Source organism: Armatimonadota bacterium (genome assembly GCA_039679645.1).
Lineage (GTDB): Bacteria > Armatimonadota > UBA5829 > UBA5829 > UBA5829 > UBA5829.
On record JBDKUO010000029.1, the window covers coordinates 1 to 25000 of the forward strand.

Below are 25000 nucleotides of genomic sequence, written 5' to 3' on the forward strand. Positions count from 1 at the left end.
AAGGCTGAAATACTGCCGGATGTGCCAGTTTGTTGCTCGCTTTTGAACTCTGAGACATTCAAGGCTACTTATGAAATCAGCTGTCGGCATAAAATGCGCTCAAAATAACGTCTATCGCAATTGCCTCAAAATCGTTCTGATTTGACCCGTGGTTACTGCTCACGATATAATGTTGCGGTTGAACATGTATAGAGGTAGATATAGTTGATACTTAAGGTTGCATTGCCCAAAGGAAGTCTGCAAGAGGCCACTTTCGGTCTTTTCAGGAAGGCAGGTTGGGATTTTAGAGTCTCTTCACGCTCATATCATCCATCCTGTGATGATAATGAGATAGAAGCTACACTGCTGCGCGCGCAGGAGATAGCACGATACGTTGAAGCTGGAGTGCTGGATGTCGGCATTACCGGTTATGATAACGTCTGCGAGTGCGAGGCCGACGTTCATGAGGTCTGCGAACTGCACTATTCCAAGGCCACCACAAAACCCTATCGCTGGGTGCTTGCAGCTCCCAAAGATTCGGGGATCAAGGGACCTAAAGACCTCGAAGGAAAGCGTGTTGCGACTGAGCTCGTAAATGTTGCAAAGCGCTACTTTCAAGAGAACGGTGTGAACTGTCATGTCGAGTTCTCATGGGGCGCGACTGAGGTCAAAGTCCCTGAGCTGGTGGATGCAATTGTCGAGGGAACCGAGACAGGCAGCACACTCAAGGCACATGGTCTGGAGATTATCGATACGCTGCTTGTCTCCACCACCCGTCTGATCGCAAACAAGGATGCCTGGAACGATAAGTGGAAGCGGCGCAAGATCGAAAACATCGCCATGCTGCTGCAGGCTGCGCTCACTGCCGACGGGCTTGTCGGTCTGAAGATGAACATTCCATGCGATAAACTCGATGCCATTCTGGCTGAGCTTCCCAGTCTCAAGAAACCGACCATATCGCCGCTTGCGGACGAGGGTTGGGTCGCGGCTGAGATTATAGTGGAAGAGCATGCAGTTCGCGAGCTTATCCCAAGCCTCAAACGAGCCGGAGCTTCCGGGATTGTAGAATATGCGCTCAATAAAGTAATTTATTAATCGCCGGCTTTCTGTCGCCTGCTAAAGATTACTTAATCGGAAGCAGGCGGCTGTATATTACATGGAGCAGCAATTGGTATCTTCTAGGTCCAATTATCTCTTCAATCAGTTGATCCCATATATCGGGAACAAGCGCAAGCTGCTTGATCTCATCGCAAAACCACTGCGAAATACTGGAACCCGCTCAGATGCGACGTTTCTGGACCTCTTTGCAGGTGGCGGGGTGGTCTCCCGGTTTGCAAAATCTCTGGGTTATCAGGTCATATCAAATGACTGGGAGCCGTATACAAAACCGATCAATACATGCTATGTAGCATGCAACCAAGCTCCGGCTTTCACAGCACTTGGCGGATATGAAGCATCGATAGATATCTTAAACAGTCTCCCTCCGCGTGTGGACTGGGTAACCGAGCACCTTTGCCCCGATGACGACACGGACTACGACATCGCCAGAGACCGAATGTTCTATATGCGCAAAAATGGAATGCGCATAGACGCCATCCGTCATCAGATCGAGCTTTGGAAGAGCGCCGGGCTAATAGATGATGTGGAAGAGGCATGCCTGCTGGCGCCACTTTTGTATCAGGCGTGTTATAACAGCAACACAAGTGGGGTGTTTAAGGGTTTCCATAATGGCTGGGGCGGACAGACCAGGACGGCGCTATATCGTATAGCGGGGGACTTGAAATTATCTCCGGCTGTGTTTCATGATAACGGTAAAACCAACCTGGTCACATGCCGTGACGCGCAGGAACTGGCGGACGATATGGGTGCAGATAAGGTCGCGGTGGCATATCTTGACCCGCCGTATAACCAGCATCCATACGGCAGCAACTATCATGTGCTTAACTCGGTGACCCTGTGGGATAAGCCGAAACTAAGCAAGAAGATTACCCAAGGCACCAAGTCGGCAATCCGTATGGACTGGCGTGATCTGCGCCGTAGCCCGTATAATTATAAATCCGAAGCCCTGCAGGCATACGGCAGGCTGATAGACTCCATAAACGCGCATTTTATAATGACCAGCTACAGCACCGACGGCATCATCCCGCTTGATCAGCTCTTGGCCGCGAATGTAGAGCGCGGAAGCGTGCATGTCGAGATGCGCGAGTATAAGAGGTACCGCGTAAGCTCTCAGAGGTTTTCGACCAAGCCGGTAAATGTCGAGATTGTAGTGGTTGTGGACACGCACAAGGCAAGGAGCGCGTCGGTCGACAAATTGATGGCCGATATTACGGCGACTGAGAAAGAAGCTCTCAAGGCTCATCCTGAGAGTCAGCGTTGTTCTTAAAACATATTATTCGTTTTAATAACAGATTTCTTGTTTTACCCGAGATGGAGAGGATGAACTATTGATTGCACATCTGCATGGCCGACTGGCAAGAGTGGAAGCCGACTACGTCGTGATCGACGTGGGCGGTGTCGGCTATAAGGCATATCTGCCGCTTGCCACTATAACTCAAATGCCCCAGGTAGGCGATGAGGTCAAGGTCCTGGTCTCTACTATCGTAAAGGAAGACTCAATTACCCTCTATGGTTTCATAGACCAGGCCCAGCAGAGCCTATTTGAGCTGCTTTTGACTGTCAGCGGTGTGGGACCGAAGGTTGCACTGAACATTTTGTCCGTTTTGTCAGTCGAACAGATAGTGAGCGCTATATCCGGCGAGCGTCACCCCGAGCTTAATAGAGTCCCAGGGGTGGGCACGAAGACGGCTCAACGTATCGTATTAGAGCTGAAAGAAAAGATCACGACCCTCCAGTGGGCGCAGGCGGCGCGCGGATCGATGCCCGCGGAGCAGCGCAGCCTCGATGACGCCGTGGAAGGCCTGGTTGCATTGGGTTACAATCGCAATGACGCCCGCAGCGCGTCTCAGGAGGCTGTGAAGTCTCTTAAAGGCACGCCTGATACCGGCAATATAGTCAGGGCTGCGTTGAAGTTACTGTCAAAGAGTTAAAGGCTGCAGAACGCTACTCCCTCTCCTGGGGGGAGAGGGTTGGGGTGAGGGCGCAACCCCGTAGCTTTCGGGCATTCTAGGTTGTTGACTTATTTGTGATTGCAATCGGAAATTGCGAGATTCTGTTTCGGACCGGATCAGATATCCTGCACGATCGGGAGACGTGAAGGTGCGTGGGCTCTTAGCCCTCCACTCTCAGCTCTCCACTATTTAGGAGAAAGCATGGATTTCGAGGAGCGGCTGATGTCACCGGAGCTTGCGGATGAGGATCAGGTTGTAGAACTCTCTCTTCGCCCGCGCAGGCTCGACGAGTTTGTCGGTCGCGCAAAGATAAAAGAGAGTCTGAGTGTATTTATTCAGGCCGCGCGAATGCGTGCGGAGGCGCTTGACCACGTCCTGCTCTACGGTCCTCCGGGTCTGGGCAAGACCACTCTTGCATATATCATCGCCAACGAGATGGACGTCTCGATCAGGAGCACGTCCGGTCCCGCCATTGAGCGGCCCGGCGATCTTGCTGCGATCCTCACCAATATCGAGCCGGGCAGTGTGCTGTTTATCGACGAGATCCACAGGCTCAACCGCGCCGTCGAAGAGATCCTCTACCCTGCTATGGAAGACTATCAGCTCGATCTGGTGATAGGCAAGGGACCGAGCGCAAGGACGATCAAACTCGATCTGCCCAAGTTCACTCTGATCGGCGCAACTACACGCACAGGTCTGATCACCTCGCCGCTTAGGGCCAGGTTCGGTATTGTCCACAATTTCGAGTTTTATGATGTAGACAGTCTGAGGACGATAGTATCGAGGTCTGCGGCGATTTTGGGCGTTGCAATCACGGATGACGGCGCGTATGAGATTGCAAGCCGCTCCAGAGGCACTCCGCGCATCGCTAACAGAGTGCTGCGCAGGGTACGGGATTTTGCTCAGGTCAAGGCGGACGGAGCTATAGACCAGAGCGTGGCCGTGGACGGTCTCGCGATGCTGGAGATAGACGAATGCGGCCTTGACGATGCGGACAGGCGCCTACTCAAGTGTATAATCGATAAATTCGACGGCGGACCTGTTGGCGTAGAGACTATCGCTTCTGCGACAGGTGAGGAGCGTGACACTATTGAAGATGCGCACGAACCGTATCTAATCCAGTTGGGTTTTATCAATCGCACGCCGCGCGGCCGCGTCGCCACCCGGCTTGCTTATGAACATCTTGGCCTGACGCCAAGGAACACGGGCCAATCAGGCTTGTTTTAACCGATAACTGAGAATCATTATGAAATGCCCGAAATGTGGCGCGTATAACGGAAAAACAAATAAGTTCTGCAGAGAATGTGGACTACACCTGGCGTGGGTGGTCGAGGATGACAACCTGCTGGCAGGCAAGGCCAGTGACGAAGTTGCGCTTGGCGAGGCGCTGGCTGAAGTCTACGACTGCTACGAGTCCGGCGACATGGACGTTGCGCTCGCCGGGGCGGAAAAGATAGTCTTCAATAATCCCGGCAGCACCTCTGCGCACGGCGTCCTGGCTCTGATTTATGAGCGCAAGGGCGAGTTGGAGCTGGATGCTTATAATGCCCAGGCAGCTCGTGATTATCTGGAACTTGCCTTAGCCGAATACGAGAAGATCGTAAGTCTCAACCCCGACAGCACCGCCGACAGAGAGAAGCTGGTCGTTTTACGCGCAAAACTCAAAGGTAAAAAATCGCGTGTCCCGGTTGTCGGGCGGCAGATCGCGAGGCTTAAAGCTGTCGTGATGTCTGCCCCGCCACAGGCTCTGGCGGCAGGGATAACGTTTATCGTTGTATTGATGCTTGCGATAATACTTATTCCCGGACCAAAAAAGTCTCTATCACCGAGACGCTCAAAGCTGTCTTCAGGAAGCATGCCGCAGGCAAGCGTTGTCCCGAGCAATTCTGTCAATACCGGCGCGTCTCAGGGTCTAAAAGTCTACACATTCCCCGCCCCTGCGGCGGCAACGCAGGCTCCAACGACTCCCGCGCCTACACCTGCTCCGAGTAATACGCTCGGCGCAAAGCCTCATATTTCAGAGGTCAAACCGGTGAAACTGCCGCCAATAGGCAATGAGCTTACTATCGTAGCCGAGCCGAAGAAATCCGGAAAAGCAAGCGCTAAGGTCGAGCCGGTTCAACCGAAAATCGTCAAATCCGCCGCTTCGGCACAAAAAACAGACACAACGCCCAAGGCTAACGGTACCAGCCTGCTTGCGGCTGCAATCCAACTGCGAAACCAGGGCCGGACGCAGGACGCAATCAGCACAGCCGAGCAGGCGATAACCCATTTTCAGTCCGAGATCAATTCAGGCTCCAACGCAACAAGCGCTCAGCGTGGAATCGAAAATGCAAGAAAGCTGATCTCGCTCTGGCAGCAGGCACAATAATGGTCAGACTTATCTCATTATGGTTGACAACCATCGTATGCATTGTATCTCTCGGCAGCCCTACTATGGCCGAAGAAAAATCGCGTCCGGTCGTGCTGCTGTTTCAGACTGAGAAAACCCAGGACTCAGACAATGCATTAGTCAAAGCCGCCACACGCGCGCTCAAGACTTATTTCCGTGAAACGCAGCGCGTCGAGGTAATGATATTCGACAGCGAGTCGCCGACTGTCGAAAGAGCCATTTTAGACAAGAAACTCAGTGCGGACAGTATCGCCAGCTATTCTACCCGCGAACAGAAGATAGAGGTAGCAAAAGTCCTCGGGTTCGACTACGCTTCTTGCGCGGCAATCGCATTTGATACGCCCAAAGGAATCGGTAAAAAAATACTGAAGATGGACATCTGGCTGGCTGATGTAAATGCCGGTCCCAAAGGAATATGGGAAACGGCGAGCTCGGCAATATATTCGGATACGGACGATATGGCCATTGACAATACTATCCAGTCGGTGGCAAATAAGGCCGTGCTCGAAGTCACCCGCAAAGCGTTCGCCAAGCTGCCGATAATAAGCTCAGTCGATCCGACCACGGGTGATGAGACCACTGCCATCGGAGGCGCCAATCCCCCAGAGGCCAAACAGCGCAATGCCGGCGATTACAGCTCAAAAGCCGAGGCGAGTGTCAGCGCCGGAAACTTGGCAGAAGCGATCGAGGAATACTCCGATGCAGTGAACTCCGATCCGTTCAATGGACCTCTAAGAATAAAGCTTGCCGAAGCATATGCGCAAAAGAAAATGTTCAAGGAAGCTTTTAATACGCTTAATCGTGCTCTTGGAATAGGCGCTGACAAGAGCCTGGTTGACGCCGCGAGGCAGAGGATAGAAGTGATGCAAAGCGGTCAGAATGCCTCCACTATCCAGGAGCCTAAGGCCGAGAATACAAAGACGGAACCGAGTGCGCCTGAGTCCGCGTCCAATACTCAGCAGGCCACACAACCTGTGCAGATCAGTAAAAAAAGCGCGGCCGCAGCAGCCGTTGCGAAGATTGTGGAAGGCGATAAGCTGTGGAACAATGGCGACCCTGACGAAGCCGCCAAGTCCTACTTGCAAGCTATTGCGCTGAACCCATCCGACTGGCGAGCGCACGAAAGACTTGTAGTGGTCGATGCTTCAATGTCGCTGTATGGTGAGAGCCGTAAAGCCTTGGAACAGCTTAAAACAGCTCAGCCTAACCCCTCGGATGCCGTTGTTGCTAATCGCTTCGAGATGCTGCGTAAGATATTCGACAAATCGTTCGCGATGCTCTTGGATCAGTACGTGTCCGAGTCGGACAATTTCCACACGGGCAAAATAACCCGTGAGAGCTACTACAGCACAATCAAGGGACTCTCATTGCGCTCTGAGGCTATGGCCAAGTTTCTTGATGCGCTGACGATTCCCCCACAAAAGCAGCCTGCGAGCATTCACCGCAGCCTTGCCTGTGGTCTTTTTGCCCAGGCATCATCCAGCATGATTGATTATCTGGAGACCAACTCAACTCAGTCCAAAGACAATGCACAAACATTTATGGATCAGGCAAAGAAAGAGCTAAACCAGGCAGCCATGCTGGACCAGAACAAAACGGTTGTTAAACAGGTGCAGCCTCAGCCTGAACCCGAACCATCGGACCAGGGAGAAGATACGGAGCCGACTTCGTTCGATTCTACTGACTGAGATCTGCTTTGTTTGGGTGGCGATTTGGCAACCGCCACCCAACACATTCAACATTATTCTTCAACAACCCTCGGTGCGCTAGCAGCAGCCCTGCAATTGTTGCCGGTTCGGAGTGTTAAGTGTCCTTCGATTAATTACCCAAGCCCTAATGCCAGTCCACCCAGCCAAGCAGCAGTCATTACAATAAGCACGATAGCCATTGCCCACACGGCTATGTTGTAGGTCTTTGAGTTGGTATAGGCTCCCATTACGTCCTTGCGGTTTATTAACTTCAGCATGAAAACAAGTATGACCGGCAGCAGTATGCCGCTGATCGCCTGGGCGTTTATCATAATCTGGATCAGTCCCCTGTTCGGCAGCAGAACGACAGCCACACCGAAGATGATGCTGAATGTGTAGATACTGTAGAACATCGGCGCTTCTTTGAACTTGCGTGAAACCCCGATCTCCCAGCCGAACGCTTCGCAATAGGTATAGGCAGTCGAGAGCGGCAGCACTGCCGCAGCCAGGAGCGAAGCGTTAAACAGGCCCACCGCAAACAACACTTCCGCGTATTTGCCCGCTACCGGAGCCAGAGCCTGGGCAATCTGCGAAGCTGTGACATCGCTGTGCACTTTGCCGTATACAGTCGCGCCGGCAGCTATAATGACAAAGACCGAAACCACATCCGTCAGAAACGCGCCGATATACACATCCCACTTCTGATACTTGTAGTTCTCAACTCGCACGCCCTTGTCCACAACCGTAGCTTGCAGGAAAAACTGCATCCATGGTGTGATCGTCGTCCCTATGACCGCGATTGCCAGGTATATGAACGCAGGGTTGGTGTTCACCCTGGGGACCAGGGTAGCGTGTATTACTTCCGACCAGTCAGGCTTTGCCATTATCCCGGCTACGATGTAGGTAGTGTATAAGATTGTGAGAGCCATAAAGACACGTTCGACAGTCTTGAACGTGCCCTTCACGACCAGCAGCCATATTACTATAGCGGCTGCCGGGACTGAGAAGTATCGTGAAATGCCGAAAAGTTCGAGGCTTGCTGCGATGCCCGCGAACTCGGCGGAGGTAGTTGCGAGGTTAGCAATAAGCAAAGTGCCAAGAGCAAACATTGTCCACTTGACACCGAAGTTTTCGCGGATAAGCTCCCCAAGGCCCTTTTGAGTGACCACGCCCATCCGCGCGCACATTTCCTGGATCATCGCCAGCACAAACGTGATCAGAACGATAATCCACAGGAGGTCGTAGCGATATAAGGCTCCGGCAACCGAGTACGTAGTGATCCCGCCCGCATCGTTGTCCGCCGCAGACGTAATGATCCCTGGTCCAATCACGGCCAAAAACATAAGCAGCCGCTTGCGGCCCAGACGTCTCATATCGCGAAAACCCCCTTTCATTTAGTATTTGAGATTTTGTATTGATTATTTTATTTGGTGTTAGGTGGGCACACGGCAGTTGTGGCAGTAGTCTCAGACTCTCCACTCTCCACTCTCCACTCTCCACTATTGCCGATGGAGGGTTAGGTACGTCGCCGCCCTGATCGGCGCTCTCTATTTTTTGCTCTCCGCTGTCCGCTTTTCGTTTTCCACTTTCCACTTTCAATCAGCTCCAGATTTTCGGTACCCGCCTGCGTTTGCCTTCGGGCGTAATCTCTTCCAGGACATCGTCCACCGTGACGATGCCCTGCAGTTCATTCTCTTCATCAACAACCGGGACCGCGAGCAGGTTATAATCGCTCATGGTCTGCTGTATCTTATCAACACCTGCATCAAGGTGCACATGAATGATCTTAGACACCATAATCTCTTCGATCCTGGTGTCCGGCCGCGCTACAATAAGGTCGCGCAGTGACAAAACCCCCACAAGATGCTCGGCTGAGTCAACTACATATACATAGTAGACTGTTTCCGCGCTCGGTTCAAGCTCTCTGAGCCGGTCTATCGCCTGCTGAGCGGTCATGTCCCTGGTTACGGCCACATATTCGGTCGTCATCAACCCGCCCGCGGTATTGTCTTCATAGGCAAGAAGTTCTTTTACATCTTCCGCCTCATCGGGCTGCATCTCTTCGAGAATGTCTTCGCGGCGCTCGGCGCTTATATCACCCAAAACGTCAGCAGCCTCATCAGGCTCCATCTCTTCCAAGATATCGGCAGCCAGTTCGTCTTCAAGATTTTCAACAATCGAAGCCTGAACATCAGGGTCTGCCTCAGTAAGCACCTCCGCTGCGGTCTCAACATCCAGCGTCTGCATTACATCAGCTCTCTGATGCGGATCCAGGTCATTGATAATTCGCGCGATATCCGACGGATGCAGGGCTCCGAGCCTTTCGGCTGATACCTTGAGTTTGAGCCGCCCCAGGCCGCGTTCAAAAGCCTCCATATCATGCCATGCGATCACTCTCGAACTCGGCTTGATCCTGATTATCTTCGAAAGCTTATCGGCTGCATGCATCAGACCCATACGCCGCAGCAACCCGCGCGCGCCCGTGTCTACCCCGACCAGATAAAGCCTCCCACCGGAGGGCTCGATACGCACATCGTTGACGCGCACCACGCGATAGTCATGCACATCCACGATCTGCTTGTCCATTATATTTGTCTTTAGCAGCAGGTCCTCGTCAGTTATCTCGTAATCCTTAACTTTATCGACATCGACAGCCAAAGAAAAACTTTCGGACTCCTGGTCATACGAGAACGATTCCCACGCGATGTTGCGCACCTGCTGCCTGCCGGTTTTAACAACCACCGCCGATATGACGGGCAGATGCGGTCCGGAAGACGCAATAAGATCATCGAGCCTGCCCAGTTCCCTGCCGCCTGGGTCCTTTATGGTTTGTCCGATAACGTATGATAGGTACATGCCACTATACTTTACATCCAGCCTGGACGGGTGTCAATCATCATTTTTTGTGTTATGATATGCTAAATGCTTTATCCCCATGGTGTCTCTATGCGCACTTATATCCGGTTAGCTCTGCTTGCAATAGTGATCTCTTGTGTCATCATCGCCTTTGCGACTGTCGACAGAAACTCTGATGAGACGCAGATACGCACAATGATTCACAGCACCGTGACGTCAATCGCCAAGCGCGACCTGGGCGGGACAATTGCCTGCGTATCCAGCAACTATAAAGACTCCACCGGCATGACATATGAGCGCTTAAGAATGCTCGTAGCCCAGGCTCTGCGCGTAGAGTCCGATTATAATGCCAGCGCAAATATAAAGAGCATACGCATAGACGGCGATAAGGCAGAGGTGGGACTTCATTTCACCGTGACGGCGACAAAAGGCGGCAGTCCCATTTATGAGCGTGACCTGACATTGCACCTGGCAAAAGAAGACGCAAGACATGCCTGGATTATACCGGTGAAGGTGTGGCGGGTTACATCCGTGGACGGACTTGCTCTGGAATCTGAAATTAAGCTCTGAGCTTTTTGACTCTCTTATGTCTCCAGTATCTTACCTGGAGAGTTACATATTTAGTATTCCCCTCCAGGTAGGGATACCTGGAGGGATAAACGCATGCTCACGAAACTTTTTGACTTTCAAACTTTTTGACTTTTCAACTCTGCGATTACAGACCCGTCGTCGATGTTGATGATCTTCGCGCATGTCTCTGTAATGACCCCGACACTCGGGACCGGCCTGCCGTCTAACTCATACTTGGAGATCGACGGGCTGCCCGGGTTCATCAGCACAAGACCATCCGCACTCTCCAGCACGGGCATATGAGTATGCCCAGAGACGAAGTAATGCGCCCCATAGCGCTTGCCGAGATCAATCATCTGCTCGCGTGAGAGCATGTGGCCGTGATTGATCACAATACGCACACCGCAGCATGAAACATACGCATACGGCGACTGCACTGGAATCTTGAGTAGCTCTTCGTATACCTGAGCATCACAGTTGCCTTGAGCGATTACGATGGGGATATCGGACGAGTTTATGGCCTCGACCAGAGCGGGGATGTCGTAGCCGTCCATAAAACCCATGCGCGGGGGATGATAGAGCACATCCCCCGCATGGACTATAAGGTCAGCGCCGCCAATAAAGCGCAGAGCCTTTTCATAAGCGGCAATGCTGCCGTGCGTATCGCTGATTACACCTATCTTCATTGCTGCGGCTGGGTCCCATAATCGGCGGGCATCTTGCCGAGCCTCACCGTCACATCGACGATCTTGCCGTCCGCGCGGCGCCATATCTGCAGCTTGATAGACTGGCCGATCTTGGATCTCAAGACCTCGTTGCTGACACTCGTCTTTCCGCTTTCGACATGGCTGGAATTAGAAATTGCCTTGCCGTTGACCTTGAGTATTATGTCGCCGACCTGCAGACCAGCCTGCTCGGCAGGGCTGCCTGGGCGCACACCGCGTATCTCGGCTCCATCGGCCTTCGGCAGGCCGGAAATTCCACCTTGCTCTAGCTGCTTCCTTCGGTCTGAATCAAATGGGCCATACATAACGCCCAAATACGGATGATCCACTTTGCCGCTCTTTATCAGCTTTTCCGCCACGTTCTTTGCCGTATTGCTGGGTATCGCAAAACCGATGCCTATGCTGCCGCCGGAAGTCGATGCGATCATAGTATTAATGCCGATCAGATTGCCGTTGATATCAGCCAGCGCGCCTCCGCTGTTACCGGGATTTATGGCCGCATCAGTCTGGATGAGTTTCTCGAGCTGCAGGGTTTGGCCGTTGATATTAAAAGGCCCACGCCGCAGGGCGCTGACAACTCCCACGGTAACTGTAGACTCATACCCCAGCGGGCTGCCGACAGCTATCGCCCAATCACCAACCTTGAGGGTATCCGAATTGGAGAACCTGGCATACTTCAACCCATGGGCATCGATCTTAACCACAGCTATATCAGATGCCGGGTCACGACCGATAAGCCTTGCGGAGTACTGCTTGCCGTTATGCAGAGTGACCTTCATCTGCTCAGCGCCGGCAGCGACATGGTTGTTGGTCACGATATAGCCGTCGGAGCTAAATATAACGCCGGAACCCTGGCCCTTCGGCACAACTTTCTCGGGCATGCCGCCGAAGAAATCAAACGGGTTAAACTGAACCGTGGGCTTGCCGACTGTGTCGATATTGACCACATAATCGCTTACTACAGCCGCAGCCTTGCTCACACTGTTGGAGCCTCCATTGATGACAGCCGGGCCGCCGCGCGGAATATTGGGAGCGGAGACGGGTCCGGCAGTTGGAGGACCATACCAGCGGTAGAGCACCCCGGCGCAGACAATAAAACCAAGGATAAAAACGACGAAGTACTCTATAAATCTTTTCATTTACCGATACTCCTGACTAGATTAGCCATTTCTATGGCCGATTCGGCTGCATCAAAGCCCTTGTTGCCTGCTTTGGTTCCTGCTCGCTCGATAGCCTGCTCGATGCTGTCTGTAGTGAGCACGCCGAAAATGACCGGCACGCCCACAGCCAGTCCGACATTTGCGATTCCTTTTGAGACCTCTGCAGCGACATAGTCGAAGTGAGGTGTGGAACCCCTGATAACTGCGCCCACGCAGATCACGGCATCGTATTTTCCGGACTCGGCCATCTTCTTGGCGATAACCGGTATCTCAAACGCGCCGGGAACCCATGCGATCTCGACATCATCACCGGATGCGCCATGACGTTTGATCGCATCTAGCGCTCCCTCTAGGAGCTTGGTTGTTATAAACTCGTTAAACCTGCTCGCCACTATACCGAACTTCAAGCCTTTCGCAACGAGCTGACCCTCATATACCTTAGCCATTTAATTACCCTCCTTATAAGTAGCTGAGAGCGGAGAGTGGAGAGCAAAGAGCCCGGACCATTACCGCTCAGTCAACTTCTTAGCTTCGGGGCATTCGCCCGCGAAGCATAAATCAATAATCAATACTAAATCTCAAATACTCAATCAAGAAGGTGTCCCATTCGGTCACGCTTGGTGTTGAGGTAACGGACGTTGTCCTCGTTTGGAGTGCAGACCATGGGCACGCGCTCGACTATCTCCAGATCATAGCCCTGCAGTGCAACATACTTGCCCGGATTGTTGGTCATAAGGCGGATTTTCTTAAGCCCAAGATCGACCAGGATCTGCGCGCCCAGGCTGTAGTCTCGCATATCGTTCGGGAAGCCGAGCATATGGTTGGCTTCGATCGTATCAGCGCCATGGTCCTGCAGCACGTAGGCTTTGAGTTTGTTCACAATACCGATACCGCGCCCCTCATGATGATAAATATACAGTACTACGCCCTTGCCCTCGTCGGCAACCATCTTCATAGCCATGTGAAGCTGTTCGCCGCAGTCGCAGCGCAGTGAACCGAAGACATCGCCGGTCAGACACCCCGAGTGGATGCGCACTAACGTAGGCTCACCGTCGGTGACATCACCCATCACCAGCGCTATATATGGGCTGGACTCGACTGTCGACTGATAGCCGTGCGCCATAAACTCGCCATATTCGGTCGGTATGCGGCAGGCGGCAAACTCAAAGACCAATCGGTCATTCAACCGGCGGTATTTGATGAGGTCGGCTATTGTGACGATCTTCATATTCCACTTTTTGGCGATCTCGATCAGCTCGGGAAGCCGGGCCATTGTGCCGTCCTCGCTGAGGATCTCGCAGAGCACCCCGCTCGAACCCATATCGGAATGTTTGACCAGATCGACCACCGCCTCAGTGTGGCCAGCACGGACAAGCACCCCACCCTCCTCCGCGCGCAGCGGGTGGATGTGGCCGGGGCGCGCAAGGTCTTCGGGACGCGCGTCAGGGTCGACAAAGGTCTTGATTGTGATCGCACGGTCCTGAGCGGAGATGCCTGTAGTGGTGCCGTGAATGGCGTCCACGCTGACGGTGAATGCAGTGCCAAGCCTGGCTGTGTTTTTTTCAACCATCATCGGCAGGCCCAGCTCTTCCAGGCGTGCAGAAGTTGTCGGCACACATATCAGGCCTCTACCGTGCTTGGCCATGAAGTTGACGGCCTCGGGCGTAACTGCCTGTGCCGCCATTATAAAGTCGCCCTCGTTCTCTCGATCTTCATCATCGACAACGATAATCATCTTCCCGGCCTTGATATCCTCAATGGCTTCGGGAATGGTGGCGAATACTTTCTCAGTGTTGCTCATTACAAAATGCCCTTCACATAAATCCTGCTTCGCGCAGGAGGTCTTCGCTCACGCCGGTCGATCCCTTGCGAGCATTCATAAACTTTTCTATATACTTGCCTATAATATCGGCTTCAAGGTTGACGCTGTCACCTGCTCGCCTAAAGCCGAGAGTAGTAACTTCCAGAGTGTGCGGGATCACCGACACAGTAAACTCACGGTCATTCTCCGAGGCGACAGTCAGGCTTATCCCATCTATTGCTATGGAGCCTTTCTCGACCACATAGCGCATTATCTCCGGCGGCGCGGCTATACGGATCACTATAGACTCGGCCAGCTTGTTGATCGAGACTATTACGCCGATACCATCGACATGACCCTGCACAAAATGACCGCCGAGCATCTTGCCGGCCCTGAGGCTGGCCTCCAGGTTCACCCTATCGCCCGGGCGCAGAGCCTTTAGCGTGCTCCTGCTTATAGTCTCCGGCACTGCATCGAAAGTCATCTCATCCGAGCCGATTGACGTAACGGTAAGGCAAGTGCCACTTACCGCCACGCTGTCGCCGACAGACACGTCATTAATCACATTACCGGAGCCGACAACAAGCCGCCCCACCGTGCCGCCGGTGAGGCTTTTTACCGTGCCTATTTCTTCTACCAGACCTGTGAACAAAGATGGCCCCCTCACCCTAGCCCTCTCCCCCAGGAGAGGGAACAGGTGGTCATGGATATACTAAGTGTCCCTCGACGGCGATGTCTTCTCCAAACCGTCTTACCCGGATACGGTCGAGCTTAACCGCGGTAGATATACTCCCCGCACCGACACCCGCAACCGAATCTACCGAATCGCGCCCGCCTATAATAATGGGCGCATGGAAATATAATACTTTATCGACCAGGCGTTCCTCTATGGCGGAGGCTGCAATCTGTCCGCCGCCCTCTATGAGCACGCTCAAACACCCGAGTTCGCCAAGCTCACGCAGGAGCTTAACCAGCGACAGCCGTCGATCCAACGCATCCAAAATTATTATACGCGCGCCGGTCGCTTCGAGTTTCCTCAATGATGCCGCATTTGCATATGGGCCTGCAGCTACAATCGACTCACCCGGCTCGCTGAACAGCTTCAGGTTCGGCGGCAGGTTGCCGGTTCCCGTAACAACCACACGAGTCGGATAATATACTTTTCTGCCGACACGAGCGGTCAAAGCCGGATCATCCGTGCGCGCGGTGTTGCCGCCAACTATTATAGCATCCACCCGGCTCCTGATGCCATGCGCGTATGCGCGGGAACGCTCGTTGGTGATCCACTTGGAATCGCCGGTGCGAGTCGCGATCTTGCCGTCCATGCTCATTGCGGACTTGAGGATCACAAACGGCATACCCGTCGTGCGATGCTTGATGTAGGCTTCATTGAGTGTGCGGGCTTTGTCTTCGAGCAGAGGAGTGTGGACTTTGACTCCAGCCGCCACTAGCTCGTCAAGACCTTTGGATGAAACTTTCGGATCAGGATCGGTCATAGCGGCATATACTTCGGAAATTCCGGCTTTGATGATAGCGCGCGTGCAGGGAGGCGTGCGGCCCTGGTGGCAGCAGGGTTCGAGCGTGACGTACATGATCGCACCGGCGGCCTGCTCACCTGCATCGCGAAGCGCAAAGACTTCGGCGTGCGGCTCGCCAGCCTTGGGGTGATAACCTTCGCCAATGATCCTGCCGTCTTTTACAATTACTGCGCCGACCATGGGGTTGGGGCTAGTCCTGCCGCGTTTTGCAAGAACCAGAGCGCGGCGCATGTAGTCTTCGTGTGTCACTTGCGCTCGTCCTTCTCCACTCCGCGCAGGGCTCGATTAACCGATGAATAACCCCTGAGCACTGCAAGCAGATCAAACGTTGCCAAAACAATTACAGCCAAGCCCAGCAGAACGCAAACGAACCAGTATATAAGCTCGGTAAGTTTGCTGACATGAAGTGCAACCCATCCGCCCGCGAGGATCATTACGAACAGCGCTTCCATAATCGCTATCAGTATGATGCGAAGTATGCGCAGACGCCTGCCGATGATCGAGCCGGGCGATCGCCATTTGCTAAACTCAACTAGAAAAACTATCGGCATCGCGACAGCGCCGATCAGAGCCACCCACTGGACAAACGAGTCGGGCATTTCAGACTTCCCCGATTGCAAATGCGCTCTCGGCAGCGGTCTTTATATCAGCGCATGCCCGGGAGACCGGTTTGCAGTTGCCGAACACTGAGGAGCCCGCAACGAGCACATTGGCTCCCGCTCGAACGACTCTTGGGGCAGTGTTCACATCGATTCCGCCGTCAACGGCTATGTCTATATCCACACCGGCGTCTTGCGCCATTTCGCGAGCCTTGGCGATCTTGGGCAGCATAGTCTCTATGAAGCTCTGTCCGCCAAAGCCCGGGTTTACGGTCATGATCAGGACTAGGTCGAGATCGGTTATTACATTCTCAAGGACACAAAGCGGAGTGTGCGGGTTCAGAGCGACTCCCGCAGGCACGCCCAAAGCCTTGATGGAACCTATAGTGCGGTGCAGGTGTTTGCATGCCTCGGCATGAACGGTTATCTCGCTGGCTCCGGCATTGACAAAATCTTCAATATAGCGCTCAGGCTGCTCTATCATCAGATGCACATCGAGCGGCATGTCCGTGATCTTACGCACGGCTTTAATCACCATAGGACCGAAGGTTATGTTCGGAACGAAATGGCCGTCCATAACATCGCAGTGGAGCCAGTCCGCCCCACACTCCTGAGCGGCGAATACGTCCTTGCTCAAATTGCTGAAGTCAGCCGACAGCAGTGACGGCGCGATTACTAATCTACTCATACTCATTCCTGACTGCCGCCTCCAGCCGGAAACTCCTTTACCATTTCTCCGCCCACGTAGACTTTTATTGTTGCGTTGTCTCCATATGCAGTTATGGTCTCGGTGAACTTGTCGCCAGGGCTGCGGTTCTCGGAATATGCCGTTGTCTCACCGCGGCTGTCGTCGACCACTATCTGGACTTCCTGATCACCATCGGCATCAGCGGGAACCTCGACATTTACTCTATAGCGGTGGGCCTTTCCGGTCGGTGTCGACGACGTCGATGACTCTTCGTCGCTCTCAGGCTTGGGACCATTGCTTAGAACAATATCGATAGCGCTGCCGGGAGCGCGCTTGACTTCGGCAGGCGGGTCCTGCGTAATGACTGTGTTCGCGGGCACCTTCTCACTGTATTCCTGTTTCACCTTGCCTATGGTAAAACCGGCATGCACGGCAGTTTCGTTGGCCTGCGCTTCCGGAAGACCTGAGAGGTCCGGTATTTCGACCATACTCGGCCCGGTGCTTATCTTAACTTTTACTACAGGATTGTCTTTGGATACCATAGAGCCTGTGGCGGGGTTCACATCACATATTTGACCCGCCGGGTAGATGTCACTGAAGGCTCTGCCGTCATCGACGAGCTTAATGTTATTCTCATCTGCTATACTCTGCGCCTCATCCCAGGTCTTACCAAGCATCGGAGGCACTTTCACCTGCGCCTTACCGCCGATAACGTACATTGTTAAGCCAAGGAACAGCATAACAACAGCCACAAAAACGACTACCAGCCAGACAAAGTTTTTCCTCAAGAGCTGCTCAGGCTCAGTCTGGTGTTCCTCGGCAGGCGCTGCGATATGGCGCGGACTTACAGAGGTCGGGTGGCCTGTCCTCATAGACTCGCTGACTGCCTTGATATCGGCCAGCATCGCCGATACGCTCTGATAACGGTCCTGCGGAGAAGCCTCCATGGCCTGCATCACAATATCACTCAGTGACTTCGGAATCGCCGTATTTATCGAACGCGGCGACGGCGGCACTTCCTTAACTTTTTTGAGAGCCACTGCAATGGCTGTCGCGCCGCTGAAAGGCAGTTGGCCGGTAAGCATCTCATAAAGAATAACGCCTATTGAATAGATGTCCGAGCTAGGTGTAGGCGCTGCACCCTCAGTGATTTCAGGCGCCTGATAGTGGACTGAGCGCATCGCACACTTATCCGCTACGGCCCGGCAGCCGCTCACCGTAGGCCACAAGCCAAAATCGGTGAGTTTGACCTCTCCATCGGGACTGACGATTATATCCTGCGGAGCAATGTCTCCATGGATAATGCGGTTTGCGTGCGCATACTCAACAGCAGTAAGCACGGGCAAGATGATATCTAAAGCATTAGGGGCTCCAATAGGTCCGGCTCTGCGAATTCGCTCTTTTACATTGATTCCACGCGCGAACTCACACGCAACAAAAAACTCGGACTCGGTGCGGTCGACATCAAGCACTCTGACAATATTCGGGTGCGCAAGCGAAGCCGCACTCCGGTAGCCGGAGAGCATTGTCTGAGTGCAATCGCTGTCATTCGTCAGTTCCTTCGCCAGCACTTTGAGCGCAACCAGCCGGTTAAGCACTTTGTCGCGCGCCTTATATACGGAGAAAACAGGCCCGTCGCCCATTTTTTCCAAAACTTCGTATCTATGATTCACAATATGTCCTATCAATCCTCAGATCTCCCGCACATCTTGTACGAAATCGCCCGCATGACCGATAGAGATGCACTGGCCACGCCAGCGACAAGAGCAACTATATATACGCATCGGCCAGCAACTCGCAGTTCCATAAACGGGCTCAATACGAAAAATGCGCCCATCACTACAATCCATACGGCTATCGCCGAATCCAGGATAAATCTTTTCATTAGAACAAAGCTTTGTGTTTGTCTATTGCGCGGGCAAGCATCTCGCGATCTATATCGGCGACGATCCTGCACTCGCCCAGCTTCACCGGCAGCGCCATGCGGATGGCGCCGCCCATGGTCTTCTTGTCCAGCTCGATTGCCCTAACAACATCGTTCGTATCCAGGCAAGCATTAAACTTCACAGGCAAATGCACTTTGCACAGGACGGCTGCGATCTTATCTGTTATGCCGGGCTCGGCCAGGGAGTTCTCCTCTGCCAGCAGCGCTTCCGTAACCATAGCTATTGAAGACGCCTCACCGTGCCGATACTTGCCATATCCGCTCAAGACTTCGATTGCATGGCCGACCGTATGACCATAGTTCAATATGGCTCGAACGCCCAATTCGCGTTCATCGGCCTGGACAACATCACGCTTGATCTCCACAGACCTGCAAACCGTATACTCGAGCTTATCCATATCTCTGGCAAGTAAATCGGCGGCGTTTTCATCGATATAGTCAAAATACTCTCTGTCATAAATTATACCATGCTTGACTACCTCGGCAAAACCGGAGCGCAGTTCACGCGCGGGCAGACTGCCGAGCGTCAATATGTCCATGATGACCGCCCTCGGCTGATGAAAAGCGCCGACAAGGTTCTTGCCCTGCGGCAGATCCACTCCGGTCTTGCCGCCCACGCTCGCATCCACCTGGGCCAAAAGTGTAGTCGGGACTTGAACAAAATCGATGCCGCGCATATATGTAGCTGCTGCGAAACCGGCCATATCGCCAATCACACCGCCGCCTAACGCCACAACCACACCACGACGATCCATCTTCATATCCAGCAGACCATCGTATATTTTGCCCACGCTGCGCAGGGTCTTGAAGCGTTCACCCGCCGGAATAACTATCTTATTCGTGCGAATACCAGCATTCTCAAGACTCGCTAATGCCTCCGCGGCATAATGCTTTACAATCGTTGGGTTGGAAATAACCGCAGCGGATGTGGGAGCACATACGGATGAGACGATCTCGCCTATGCGGTCAAGAACTCCCGCTCCTATGGTAATAACGTATGAGCGTTCCTGCAGGTTGACATTGATTTCAGGCATTTTCCCTCACAAGACCGGCGTACATGGAACAAAGGGGATTGCATGATTGCAACCCCCTTCAATCGCCTAATTACATTGCAAGATTACGGAACAAGAGACTCACCCACAACACCGGTGCCTGATGGGGAAATGATGGTCGGTGTTATGAAGATCAGCAGTTCACGGTCATCAGTCGAGTTCGAATGAGTCCTGAACAGACTGCCTACAATAGGAAGATCGCATAGGATAGGAATACTCTTATAGCTGTTTGAATCAGTCTTTCTGACAAATCCGCCAACTACGACGGTCTCTCCGTTTGCTACACGTCTCTGACAATAAAGCGACTGAATACGCTCCTCAGGAATCTGAGAGCCATCAGGACCCGTATACATTGTGCCCTGGTCAGATACCTGCGGATACATTGTCATCGTGATTGTATTGTCACCATTTACCCGGGGCATAACTGAGAACATACTCTGAATTTGCAAATAATTTACAGAATATGAGGTGTTAGTGGCACTCTCGGAGTAAACAGTCACACTCTGCCAGGTTGGAATTTGATCCCCTATCTGTATCATAGCAGTCTGATTGTTTATTGTCGAGACAATAGGCGCATTGACGACTCGTCCGACTTCACTAGTAAGCTCAGCCTTAAGCTGAGCAGTAAGGTTGCCGCTGGTAAAGCCTACGATGATATTGCCTTCGGGGTTAAACGCTGTGTTGAAACTATCATTGATCCTCTCAAGGCTCCAGTCAATTCCGAATTTTTTAACGTCGCTCGTTGAAACTTCAATAAACTCAGCCTTAATCTGAACCTGCTTTGGAGGCACATCAAGCATTCGCACTGTCTTTTTGAATGCCTCTATCCCGTCCTCAGTGCCTTTTACAATGATAGAGTTGTCGAGGTCGAACGGCTTCACATCATCGACACCGTCTGGAATAAGGAAATTGCCGTCGCCGGATGTGCCGGACTGCGATGCAGTAGTGGTTCCCGGCCTGTTATATGATTGCTGGCCGCCGTAGTACCCGCCGGAATTATATCCGCCGCCGGGACCATAGCCGCCAGGCCGGTAAGCGCCGGCATCGGGATACTGGGATGCGCCTGTCACTTGATCGGCTGTCCTTCCTGACCCTCGACTCAAACTGCTCGGATCAATTGACGGAACAACCGGCTGGCTGTTTTGATTGCGTATGGTTAAATTGGGATCGTATATCAGGCCGTTTTGGTTCATATTAGTCGATGGCCTTGCGCTATCTCCAGATGTTGTATGGGTATTGCTTAAGTATTCGGGAGATATTGATTCACAGTTGGGCATGGGATTTATGCCATTCCAGCCGATAAGTCTCAATAACTCGCTGGGCCTGGAATGAATAAGCTTTACAACAACAATCTGTTTTTCCTGATTATTCACACTCTGAGATGCAGTCAACTCGACCGGAGGAAGTGCGGCAGCTACATCCGTCAACGAAACAGCAGGCTCATCGGCTATATCAGCGCCAATTATATATGTGCCGTCGTCCGCTTTTTTGTAAGAAACCCCTGCGCCCTTTACGACATAATCAAGGGCCTTCTCAATAGGAATATCATTGAGAGATGCGGTTATCTTCTTATCAAGCTTGGAGTCATCCGCGATGACAATGTTGGTACCGCTCTGTTGAGTGAGCAACATCACCACTTCCTTCAACGAAAGATCCTTAATTTGAAGCGATATTGCATCCGCACTACCAGCAATCGCCAGCACGGCAAGAGCCATTCCGGCAACTGAGAAAGCCCTGGCCCTAAAAGAGCACCATGGCTTTAATATTTGAAGCATCTAATATTTCCTCCTCCGGTCAAAGGCACAAATCATTTCAGTAATTATCCTACCAGCTTCTACTACTGCCGCTGCTGCCCCAACTGCTGCCGCTGCTGCCGCCAAAGCTGCTGCCGCCACCAAAGCTGCTGCCGCCGCCGAAACCACTCATGCCACTCATGCCACTCATGCCACCCATGCCACCCATGCCGCTCATGCCCATGCCGCTTGAGCCGTAGCCGTTTGTGCTGTTGGTATTGCCGTTCATCATATTGAGCAGCTCGCTTGCGCCGGTGTGGTTCAGCGGCACTTTGTCGATAATCGACTCGGATGTCGTGGTTGTGTCAACTTGCGGGATTTCGGCCGGCACTTCGGAAGCACGGTTCATATCTGTCGTCTCGGGCTTCTTGCCGATAATATAAACGCCATTATCCACACGATATACAAGGCCGGCGGTTTTTGCCAATATCTTCAGAGCAACATCAAACGCCGTGTCTTTTACAGAGAATGATGATATCGTCATGCCCGCCGCCTGCGAGTCAACCGCATACCCAATGCCCGTGCCGGCAAATAACGCATCAATTGCCGTCTTTGCATCTATATCCTTGAGATCAATAGTGACAGACTCATCTTTACCGGCGGCAAAGCCGATTGAACATATAAGTCCCGAGGCCATTACTGCTATCATCAGCGCAACAATTAACCTCTTCAATTGCTTGACCATTTCAAACCTCCTGCGCATACTACACGAGCAATGCGACTCCCAAGCCGAAGCTTACATTTGATATGACTTGCTTTCACAAATCAAGGTTCCGCTTAGGACTTCATACTTTACTTTACATCGTTGGCCGCGTCCTGGCTCCCCTCGGCATCGGCGGTATTGTGCCTGCACCACCGGGAGTAGACTGACCCGAACTTGCCCCTGCGCCGATATCCGTCCTCGGTGAAGAAGCCATTCTAACAACTATATACCTGGGCCTTTTATCTGTCGTCTTAAGGATCACTTTGTCCTGCTCGATCTTCACAACTCTAGCCAGATGATCCTTGAGCTCTTGACCCGGCTGGACAATTTCAGTAGACCCATTAGTCTCTATGATCGCATAAACTCGCTTGTTAAGCAATAGCCCAGCCATTCGCCTGATCGGCTGTTGAGCCTCTTGATAATCAACCGTTGAATGCTCAACCCTTGGAAGCAGGACAGAAGGAAAAGGAAAATCCACGATGGGCACCTTTCTTACAATCCGTTTCTTGGGCGGCTTGTAGCCTACGGGCAGGAACGGGTCGGACCGCCACGCCATCATGGGAGTTGCGCCGCTGGAAGCCTGAGCAGTCTGGGTCGGCTGAGCCGTCGCACTTGCATCGGGCGTCGCAGGCGCGCCGGGCGTTGTTGTCGGACCCGGCGTCGGGCCCGCCGCATTCGGATCCGCGGCCGGCTGCGCCGTCATATCCGGTGACGTCTGAGCAGCAGTATCATTCGCTTTATTGCCAAAGATTACCGGACGAAGAAAAAATATAAGCACACCAACGATGATCACAGACAGCACAGTCACGATAATCGGCTGGTTCTTCTTATCCTTAAGCCAATCCATTAAATTTCAACTCCCAATATTCGCGTCATCTCAAGGCGCTCCCGGCGTAGGCGGCATTCCCGGAGCAGCCGGAGTAGCGCCTGCAGCGGCTGCGCCGCCACCGGCCATCTGTATCTTGTCGCCGCCTTTTGCTGCAGGGAATATATAACACGTAAGAGCATAACTCGCCGTCAGATGCGGGCTTATCCCACTGAGTACCGGCTGCGAGACCATTACAAGCCTGCTGCAGTTATTCCAGCGGCATATGTTTGCCATAAGGTCTTTGAAATCACCCTGGACCACAACCGTTCCAAGCTGAAACACCAGCACATCCTGATCGAACACAGGATCGTTTGGATTAGCCGGGGGAGCCGGAAGTGAAAACTTGGCGTTAATTACCTTTACCTTCTTGTCTTTTGCAAAACTCTCCAGCAGTGGACCCAGTGTGCTTATCTGTTCGTGCCAGAGTTGAAGCATTCCCAGGTCACGCCGTGCAAAGTTTAGATTAGGCATACGCCTTTTCATCTCAGTATTCAAAGACATCTGAGTGTTGTTTGTCTCGCGAATAGCATTATTCAAAGCCTCGATTGCTTGATTCTCGGCTCCCTGGTTCGCAAGCGTGCATTTATCGACTCGCGCCTGCGCAGCTTTTAAGGCCACTTGCTTGGGTTTTATAAGCAGCATAAAAACACCGACAACAGCAAGTATGCACAAGAACGCGCCGATTATTATGACGTGTATCTGTTTCAGTTTGGAAAAACTCATTATGATTCCTTAAAATAGTCCGCCGAATTAATATCTGAGCTAAGGCCCACCCGGCGCGCCAGGTGTCGCCCCAGGAGCACCAGCAGCTCCTGCACCAGCAAAAGAAGGAGCTGTAATGGGAGTCTTGAGCTTACAAACAACAGTAAAATCTATCCAGCCATTTTGGCCGGGCACTTTTTGCATTGATGAGCTGATCGCATCAATACCCGCAAGCGACGATTGACCGCCACTCGGGGTAAATGACGGACCAGGCACGGGCGGCATGGACGGCGACGGCATTGCACCAGGCATAGTCCCGGCAGAACCGGAGTCTGTCAGATTCTGTGAATCCTTGCCGTATCCCGGCACCCCGGATATCGTTACCTCAGTAAAAAGATCGGTTGCGCGGTACATATTCAGCAGATATCTGCCCAAGTAATCGAGATTCTTCGTTCGTGCCGCAATTACTACCTGAGTGCCGTCACAGGCTATGCCGGTATACATGACTTTTTCATAAGTCCACTTGGCAACTTCGGCATAGAGCTTGGGATATACACCGTTGAACTTGAGAACGGCATTGATAAAGTCGAGCTTGTCCTTGATCGGCTTGATGGACGATTGCTGGTCCTGGGCCTGCTTTTGAATGCCCTCGACCCTGCTCTGCCAAGCCTCCGCCGCCTGAGCCTCGGATTCCTTTTGTGTGACCTGATTGCCCAGGTTAGAGGCATACGTAAGCCCGCCCACAACAATAGCGATCAGAACCACAGCAAAAGCTATCGCTGTGTTTCTGATAACCGCCTTCTCGTTTATGGTACGCGGCAGCAAGTTTATTTTGATCATTTGCTTGCGTTACTCCATCGATCAGCTCAA

25 protein-coding genes are annotated in these 25000 nt (G+C 52.6%); 7 read left to right on the top strand and 18 right to left on the bottom strand.

Features of this window, described 5'->3' with window-relative positions; genetic code table 11:
• Positions 1-204: 204 nt before the first annotated feature.
• From hisG to ABFD83_05695, 6 genes are all read left to right on the top strand, one after another.
• Complete coding sequence (hisG, locus tag ABFD83_05670; protein MEN6356556.1) at positions 205-1074, top strand: ATP phosphoribosyltransferase; 870 nt, start codon at positions 205-207, stop codon at positions 1072-1074.
• A 73-nt stretch (positions 1075-1147) separates the two neighbouring features.
• Positions 1148-2365, top strand: a complete 1218-nt coding sequence (locus tag ABFD83_05675; GenBank protein ID MEN6356557.1) for a DNA adenine methylase — start codon at positions 1148-1150, stop codon at positions 2363-2365.
• A 61-nt stretch (positions 2366-2426) separates the two neighbouring features.
• A complete protein-coding gene (gene ruvA / locus ABFD83_05680) occupies positions 2427-3029 on the top strand; it encodes a Holliday junction branch migration protein RuvA (protein MEN6356558.1) in 603 nt (200 codons plus the stop codon).
• A 222-nt stretch (positions 3030-3251) separates the two neighbouring features.
• Positions 3252-4277: a Holliday junction branch migration DNA helicase RuvB gene (ruvB, locus tag ABFD83_05685; GenBank protein ID MEN6356559.1), complete on the top strand. Its 1026-nt coding sequence runs from the start codon at positions 3252-3254 to the stop codon at positions 4275-4277.
• Between the two features lie 19 nt (positions 4278-4296).
• Entirely contained in the window at positions 4297-5421 is a 1125-nt protein-coding gene (locus ABFD83_05690; GenBank protein MEN6356560.1) for a zinc ribbon domain-containing protein, read from the top strand.
• A complete protein-coding gene (locus ABFD83_05695) occupies positions 5421-7130 on the top strand; it encodes a tetratricopeptide repeat protein (GenBank protein MEN6356561.1) in 1710 nt (569 codons plus the stop codon). The genes ABFD83_05690 and ABFD83_05695 overlap by 1 nt, the downstream gene beginning before the upstream one ends.
• A 134-nt stretch (positions 7131-7264) precedes the next feature.
• On the opposite strand, the gene ABFD83_05700 is transcribed toward ABFD83_05695, so the two are convergent.
• Both ABFD83_05700 and ABFD83_05705 read right to left on the bottom strand, forming a co-directional pair.
• Positions 7265-8503 (bottom strand): Nramp family divalent metal transporter, encoded by a 1239-nt coding sequence (locus ABFD83_05700; protein MEN6356562.1) that lies wholly within the window; start codon positions 8501-8503, stop codon positions 7265-7267.
• A 226-nt stretch (positions 8504-8729) separates the two neighbouring features.
• The gene (locus tag ABFD83_05705; protein MEN6356563.1) at positions 8730-9986 is read right to left on the bottom strand and encodes a CBS domain-containing protein; all 1257 of its coding nucleotides are present in this window, start codon (positions 9984-9986) and stop codon (positions 8730-8732) included.
• Between the two features lie 90 nt (positions 9987-10076).
• Here ABFD83_05705 and ABFD83_05710 point away from each other — a divergent pair, with 90 nt between their 5' ends.
• Positions 10077-10556, top strand: a complete 480-nt coding sequence (locus ABFD83_05710; GenBank protein ID MEN6356564.1) for a hypothetical protein — start codon at positions 10077-10079, stop codon at positions 10554-10556.
• A 116-nt stretch (positions 10557-10672) separates the two neighbouring features.
• Here the strand turns inward: ABFD83_05710 and yfcE are convergent, their stop codons facing one another.
• The 16 genes from yfcE to ABFD83_05790 all read right to left on the bottom strand — a co-directional run bounded on the left by yfcE (position 10673) and on the right by ABFD83_05790 (position 24970).
• Complete coding sequence (gene yfcE, locus ABFD83_05715) at positions 10673-11242, bottom strand: phosphodiesterase (GenBank protein MEN6356565.1); 570 nt, start codon at positions 11240-11242, stop codon at positions 10673-10675.
• Entirely contained in the window at positions 11239-12420 is a 1182-nt protein-coding gene (locus tag ABFD83_05720) for a trypsin-like peptidase domain-containing protein (GenBank protein MEN6356566.1), read from the bottom strand. Before ABFD83_05720 ends, yfcE begins: the two co-directional genes overlap by 4 nt.
• Positions 12417-12887 carry a 6,7-dimethyl-8-ribityllumazine synthase gene (ribE, locus tag ABFD83_05725; protein MEN6356567.1) on the bottom strand — a complete coding sequence of 157 codons (471 nt, stop codon included), beginning with the start codon at positions 12885-12887 and terminating at the stop codon, positions 12417-12419. Before ribE ends, ABFD83_05720 begins: the two co-directional genes overlap by 4 nt.
• 140 nt (positions 12888-13027) lie before the next feature.
• Entirely contained in the window at positions 13028-14242 is a 1215-nt protein-coding gene (locus tag ABFD83_05730; GenBank protein MEN6356568.1) for a bifunctional 3,4-dihydroxy-2-butanone-4-phosphate synthase/GTP cyclohydrolase II, read from the bottom strand.
• A gap of 13 nt (positions 14243-14255) precedes the next feature.
• Positions 14256-14894, bottom strand: coding sequence for a riboflavin synthase (locus tag ABFD83_05735; protein MEN6356569.1), 639 nt, complete (start codon positions 14892-14894; stop codon positions 14256-14258).
• Positions 14895-14943: 49 nt separating this feature from the next.
• Positions 14944-16029, bottom strand: a complete 1086-nt coding sequence (ribD, locus tag ABFD83_05740) for a bifunctional diaminohydroxyphosphoribosylaminopyrimidine deaminase/5-amino-6-(5-phosphoribosylamino)uracil reductase RibD (GenBank protein ID MEN6356570.1) — start codon at positions 16027-16029, stop codon at positions 14944-14946.
• The gene (locus tag ABFD83_05745) at positions 16026-16379 is read right to left on the bottom strand and encodes a hypothetical protein (GenBank protein MEN6356571.1); all 354 of its coding nucleotides are present in this window, start codon (positions 16377-16379) and stop codon (positions 16026-16028) included. Before ABFD83_05745 ends, ribD begins: the two co-directional genes overlap by 4 nt.
• 1 nt (position 16380) lies before the next feature.
• Positions 16381-17067: a ribulose-phosphate 3-epimerase gene (gene rpe / locus ABFD83_05750; GenBank protein MEN6356572.1), complete on the bottom strand. Its 687-nt coding sequence runs from the start codon at positions 17065-17067 to the stop codon at positions 16381-16383.
• A 2-nt stretch (positions 17068-17069) separates the two neighbouring features.
• Positions 17070-18755, bottom strand: coding sequence for a protein kinase (locus ABFD83_05755; GenBank protein ID MEN6356573.1), 1686 nt, complete (start codon positions 18753-18755; stop codon positions 17070-17072).
• Positions 18752-18952 carry a hypothetical protein gene (locus tag ABFD83_05760; protein ID MEN6356574.1) on the bottom strand — a complete coding sequence of 67 codons (201 nt, stop codon included), beginning with the start codon at positions 18950-18952 and terminating at the stop codon, positions 18752-18754. Before ABFD83_05760 ends, ABFD83_05755 begins: the two co-directional genes overlap by 4 nt.
• Complete coding sequence (aroB, locus tag ABFD83_05765; protein ID MEN6356575.1) at positions 18952-20046, bottom strand: 3-dehydroquinate synthase; 1095 nt, start codon at positions 20044-20046, stop codon at positions 18952-18954. The genes ABFD83_05760 and aroB overlap by 1 nt, the downstream gene beginning before the upstream one ends.
• Before the next feature lie 83 nt (positions 20047-20129).
• Positions 20130-21839 (bottom strand): secretin and TonB N-terminal domain-containing protein, encoded by a 1710-nt coding sequence (locus ABFD83_05770; protein ID MEN6356576.1) that lies wholly within the window; start codon positions 21837-21839, stop codon positions 20130-20132.
• A gap of 49 nt (positions 21840-21888) precedes the next feature.
• On the bottom strand, positions 21889-22542 hold the full coding sequence (locus ABFD83_05775; GenBank protein ID MEN6356577.1) for an STN domain-containing protein: 654 nt from the start codon (positions 22540-22542) through the stop codon (positions 21889-21891).
• A gap of 112 nt (positions 22543-22654) precedes the next feature.
• A complete protein-coding gene (locus ABFD83_05780; protein MEN6356578.1) occupies positions 22655-23407 on the bottom strand; it encodes a hypothetical protein in 753 nt (250 codons plus the stop codon).
• A 30-nt stretch (positions 23408-23437) separates the two neighbouring features.
• Positions 23438-24151, bottom strand: a complete 714-nt coding sequence (locus tag ABFD83_05785; GenBank protein ID MEN6356579.1) for a hypothetical protein — start codon at positions 24149-24151, stop codon at positions 23438-23440.
• Between the two features lie 39 nt (positions 24152-24190).
• Positions 24191-24970: a hypothetical protein gene (locus tag ABFD83_05790; GenBank protein MEN6356580.1), complete on the bottom strand. Its 780-nt coding sequence runs from the start codon at positions 24968-24970 to the stop codon at positions 24191-24193.
• Positions 24971-25000: the final 30 nt, after the last annotated feature.

Coding starts and splice junctions, on each gene's coding strand:
- ABFD83_05710 (MEN6356564.1), top strand. CDS start 10,077: ATGCGCACTTATATCCGGTTAGCTCTGCTTGCAATAGTGATCTCTTGT.
- ABFD83_05695 (MEN6356561.1), top strand. CDS start 5,421: ATGGTCAGACTTATCTCATTATGGTTGACAACCATCGTATGCATTGTA.
- ABFD83_05705 (MEN6356563.1), bottom strand. CDS start 9,986: ATGTACCTATCATACGTTATCGGACAAACCATAAAGGACCCAGGCGGC.
- ABFD83_05790 (MEN6356580.1), bottom strand. CDS start 24,970: ATGATCAAAATAAACTTGCTGCCGCGTACCATAAACGAGAAGGCGGTT.
- yfcE (MEN6356565.1), bottom strand. CDS start 11,242: ATGAAGATAGGTGTAATCAGCGATACGCACGGCAGCATTGCCGCTTAT.
- ABFD83_05720 (MEN6356566.1), bottom strand. CDS start 12,420: ATGAAAAGATTTATAGAGTACTTCGTCGTTTTTATCCTTGGTTTTATT.
- aroB (MEN6356575.1), bottom strand. CDS start 20,046: ATGCCTGAAATCAATGTCAACCTGCAGGAACGCTCATACGTTATTACC.
- ABFD83_05760 (MEN6356574.1), bottom strand. CDS start 18,952: ATGAAAAGATTTATCCTGGATTCGGCGATAGCCGTATGGATTGTAGTG.
- rpe (MEN6356572.1), bottom strand. CDS start 17,067: ATGAGTAGATTAGTAATCGCGCCGTCACTGCTGTCGGCTGACTTCAGC.
- ABFD83_05700 (MEN6356562.1), bottom strand. CDS start 8,503: ATGAGACGTCTGGGCCGCAAGCGGCTGCTTATGTTTTTGGCCGTGATT.
- ABFD83_05745 (MEN6356571.1), bottom strand. CDS start 16,379: ATGCCCGACTCGTTTGTCCAGTGGGTGGCTCTGATCGGCGCTGTCGCG.
- ribE (MEN6356567.1), bottom strand. CDS start 12,887: ATGGCTAAGGTATATGAGGGTCAGCTCGTTGCGAAAGGCTTGAAGTTC.
- ruvB (MEN6356559.1), top strand. CDS start 3,252: ATGGATTTCGAGGAGCGGCTGATGTCACCGGAGCTTGCGGATGAGGAT.
- ABFD83_05690 (MEN6356560.1), top strand. CDS start 4,297: ATGAAATGCCCGAAATGTGGCGCGTATAACGGAAAAACAAATAAGTTC.
- ABFD83_05785 (MEN6356579.1), bottom strand. CDS start 24,151: ATGAGTTTTTCCAAACTGAAACAGATACACGTCATAATAATCGGCGCG.
- ABFD83_05770 (MEN6356576.1), bottom strand. CDS start 21,839: ATGCTTCAAATATTAAAGCCATGGTGCTCTTTTAGGGCCAGGGCTTTC.
- ABFD83_05775 (MEN6356577.1), bottom strand. CDS start 22,542: ATGGTCAAGCAATTGAAGAGGTTAATTGTTGCGCTGATGATAGCAGTA.
- ABFD83_05730 (MEN6356568.1), bottom strand. CDS start 14,242: ATGAGCAACACTGAGAAAGTATTCGCCACCATTCCCGAAGCCATTGAG.
- ABFD83_05780 (MEN6356578.1), bottom strand. CDS start 23,407: ATGGATTGGCTTAAGGATAAGAAGAACCAGCCGATTATCGTGACTGTG.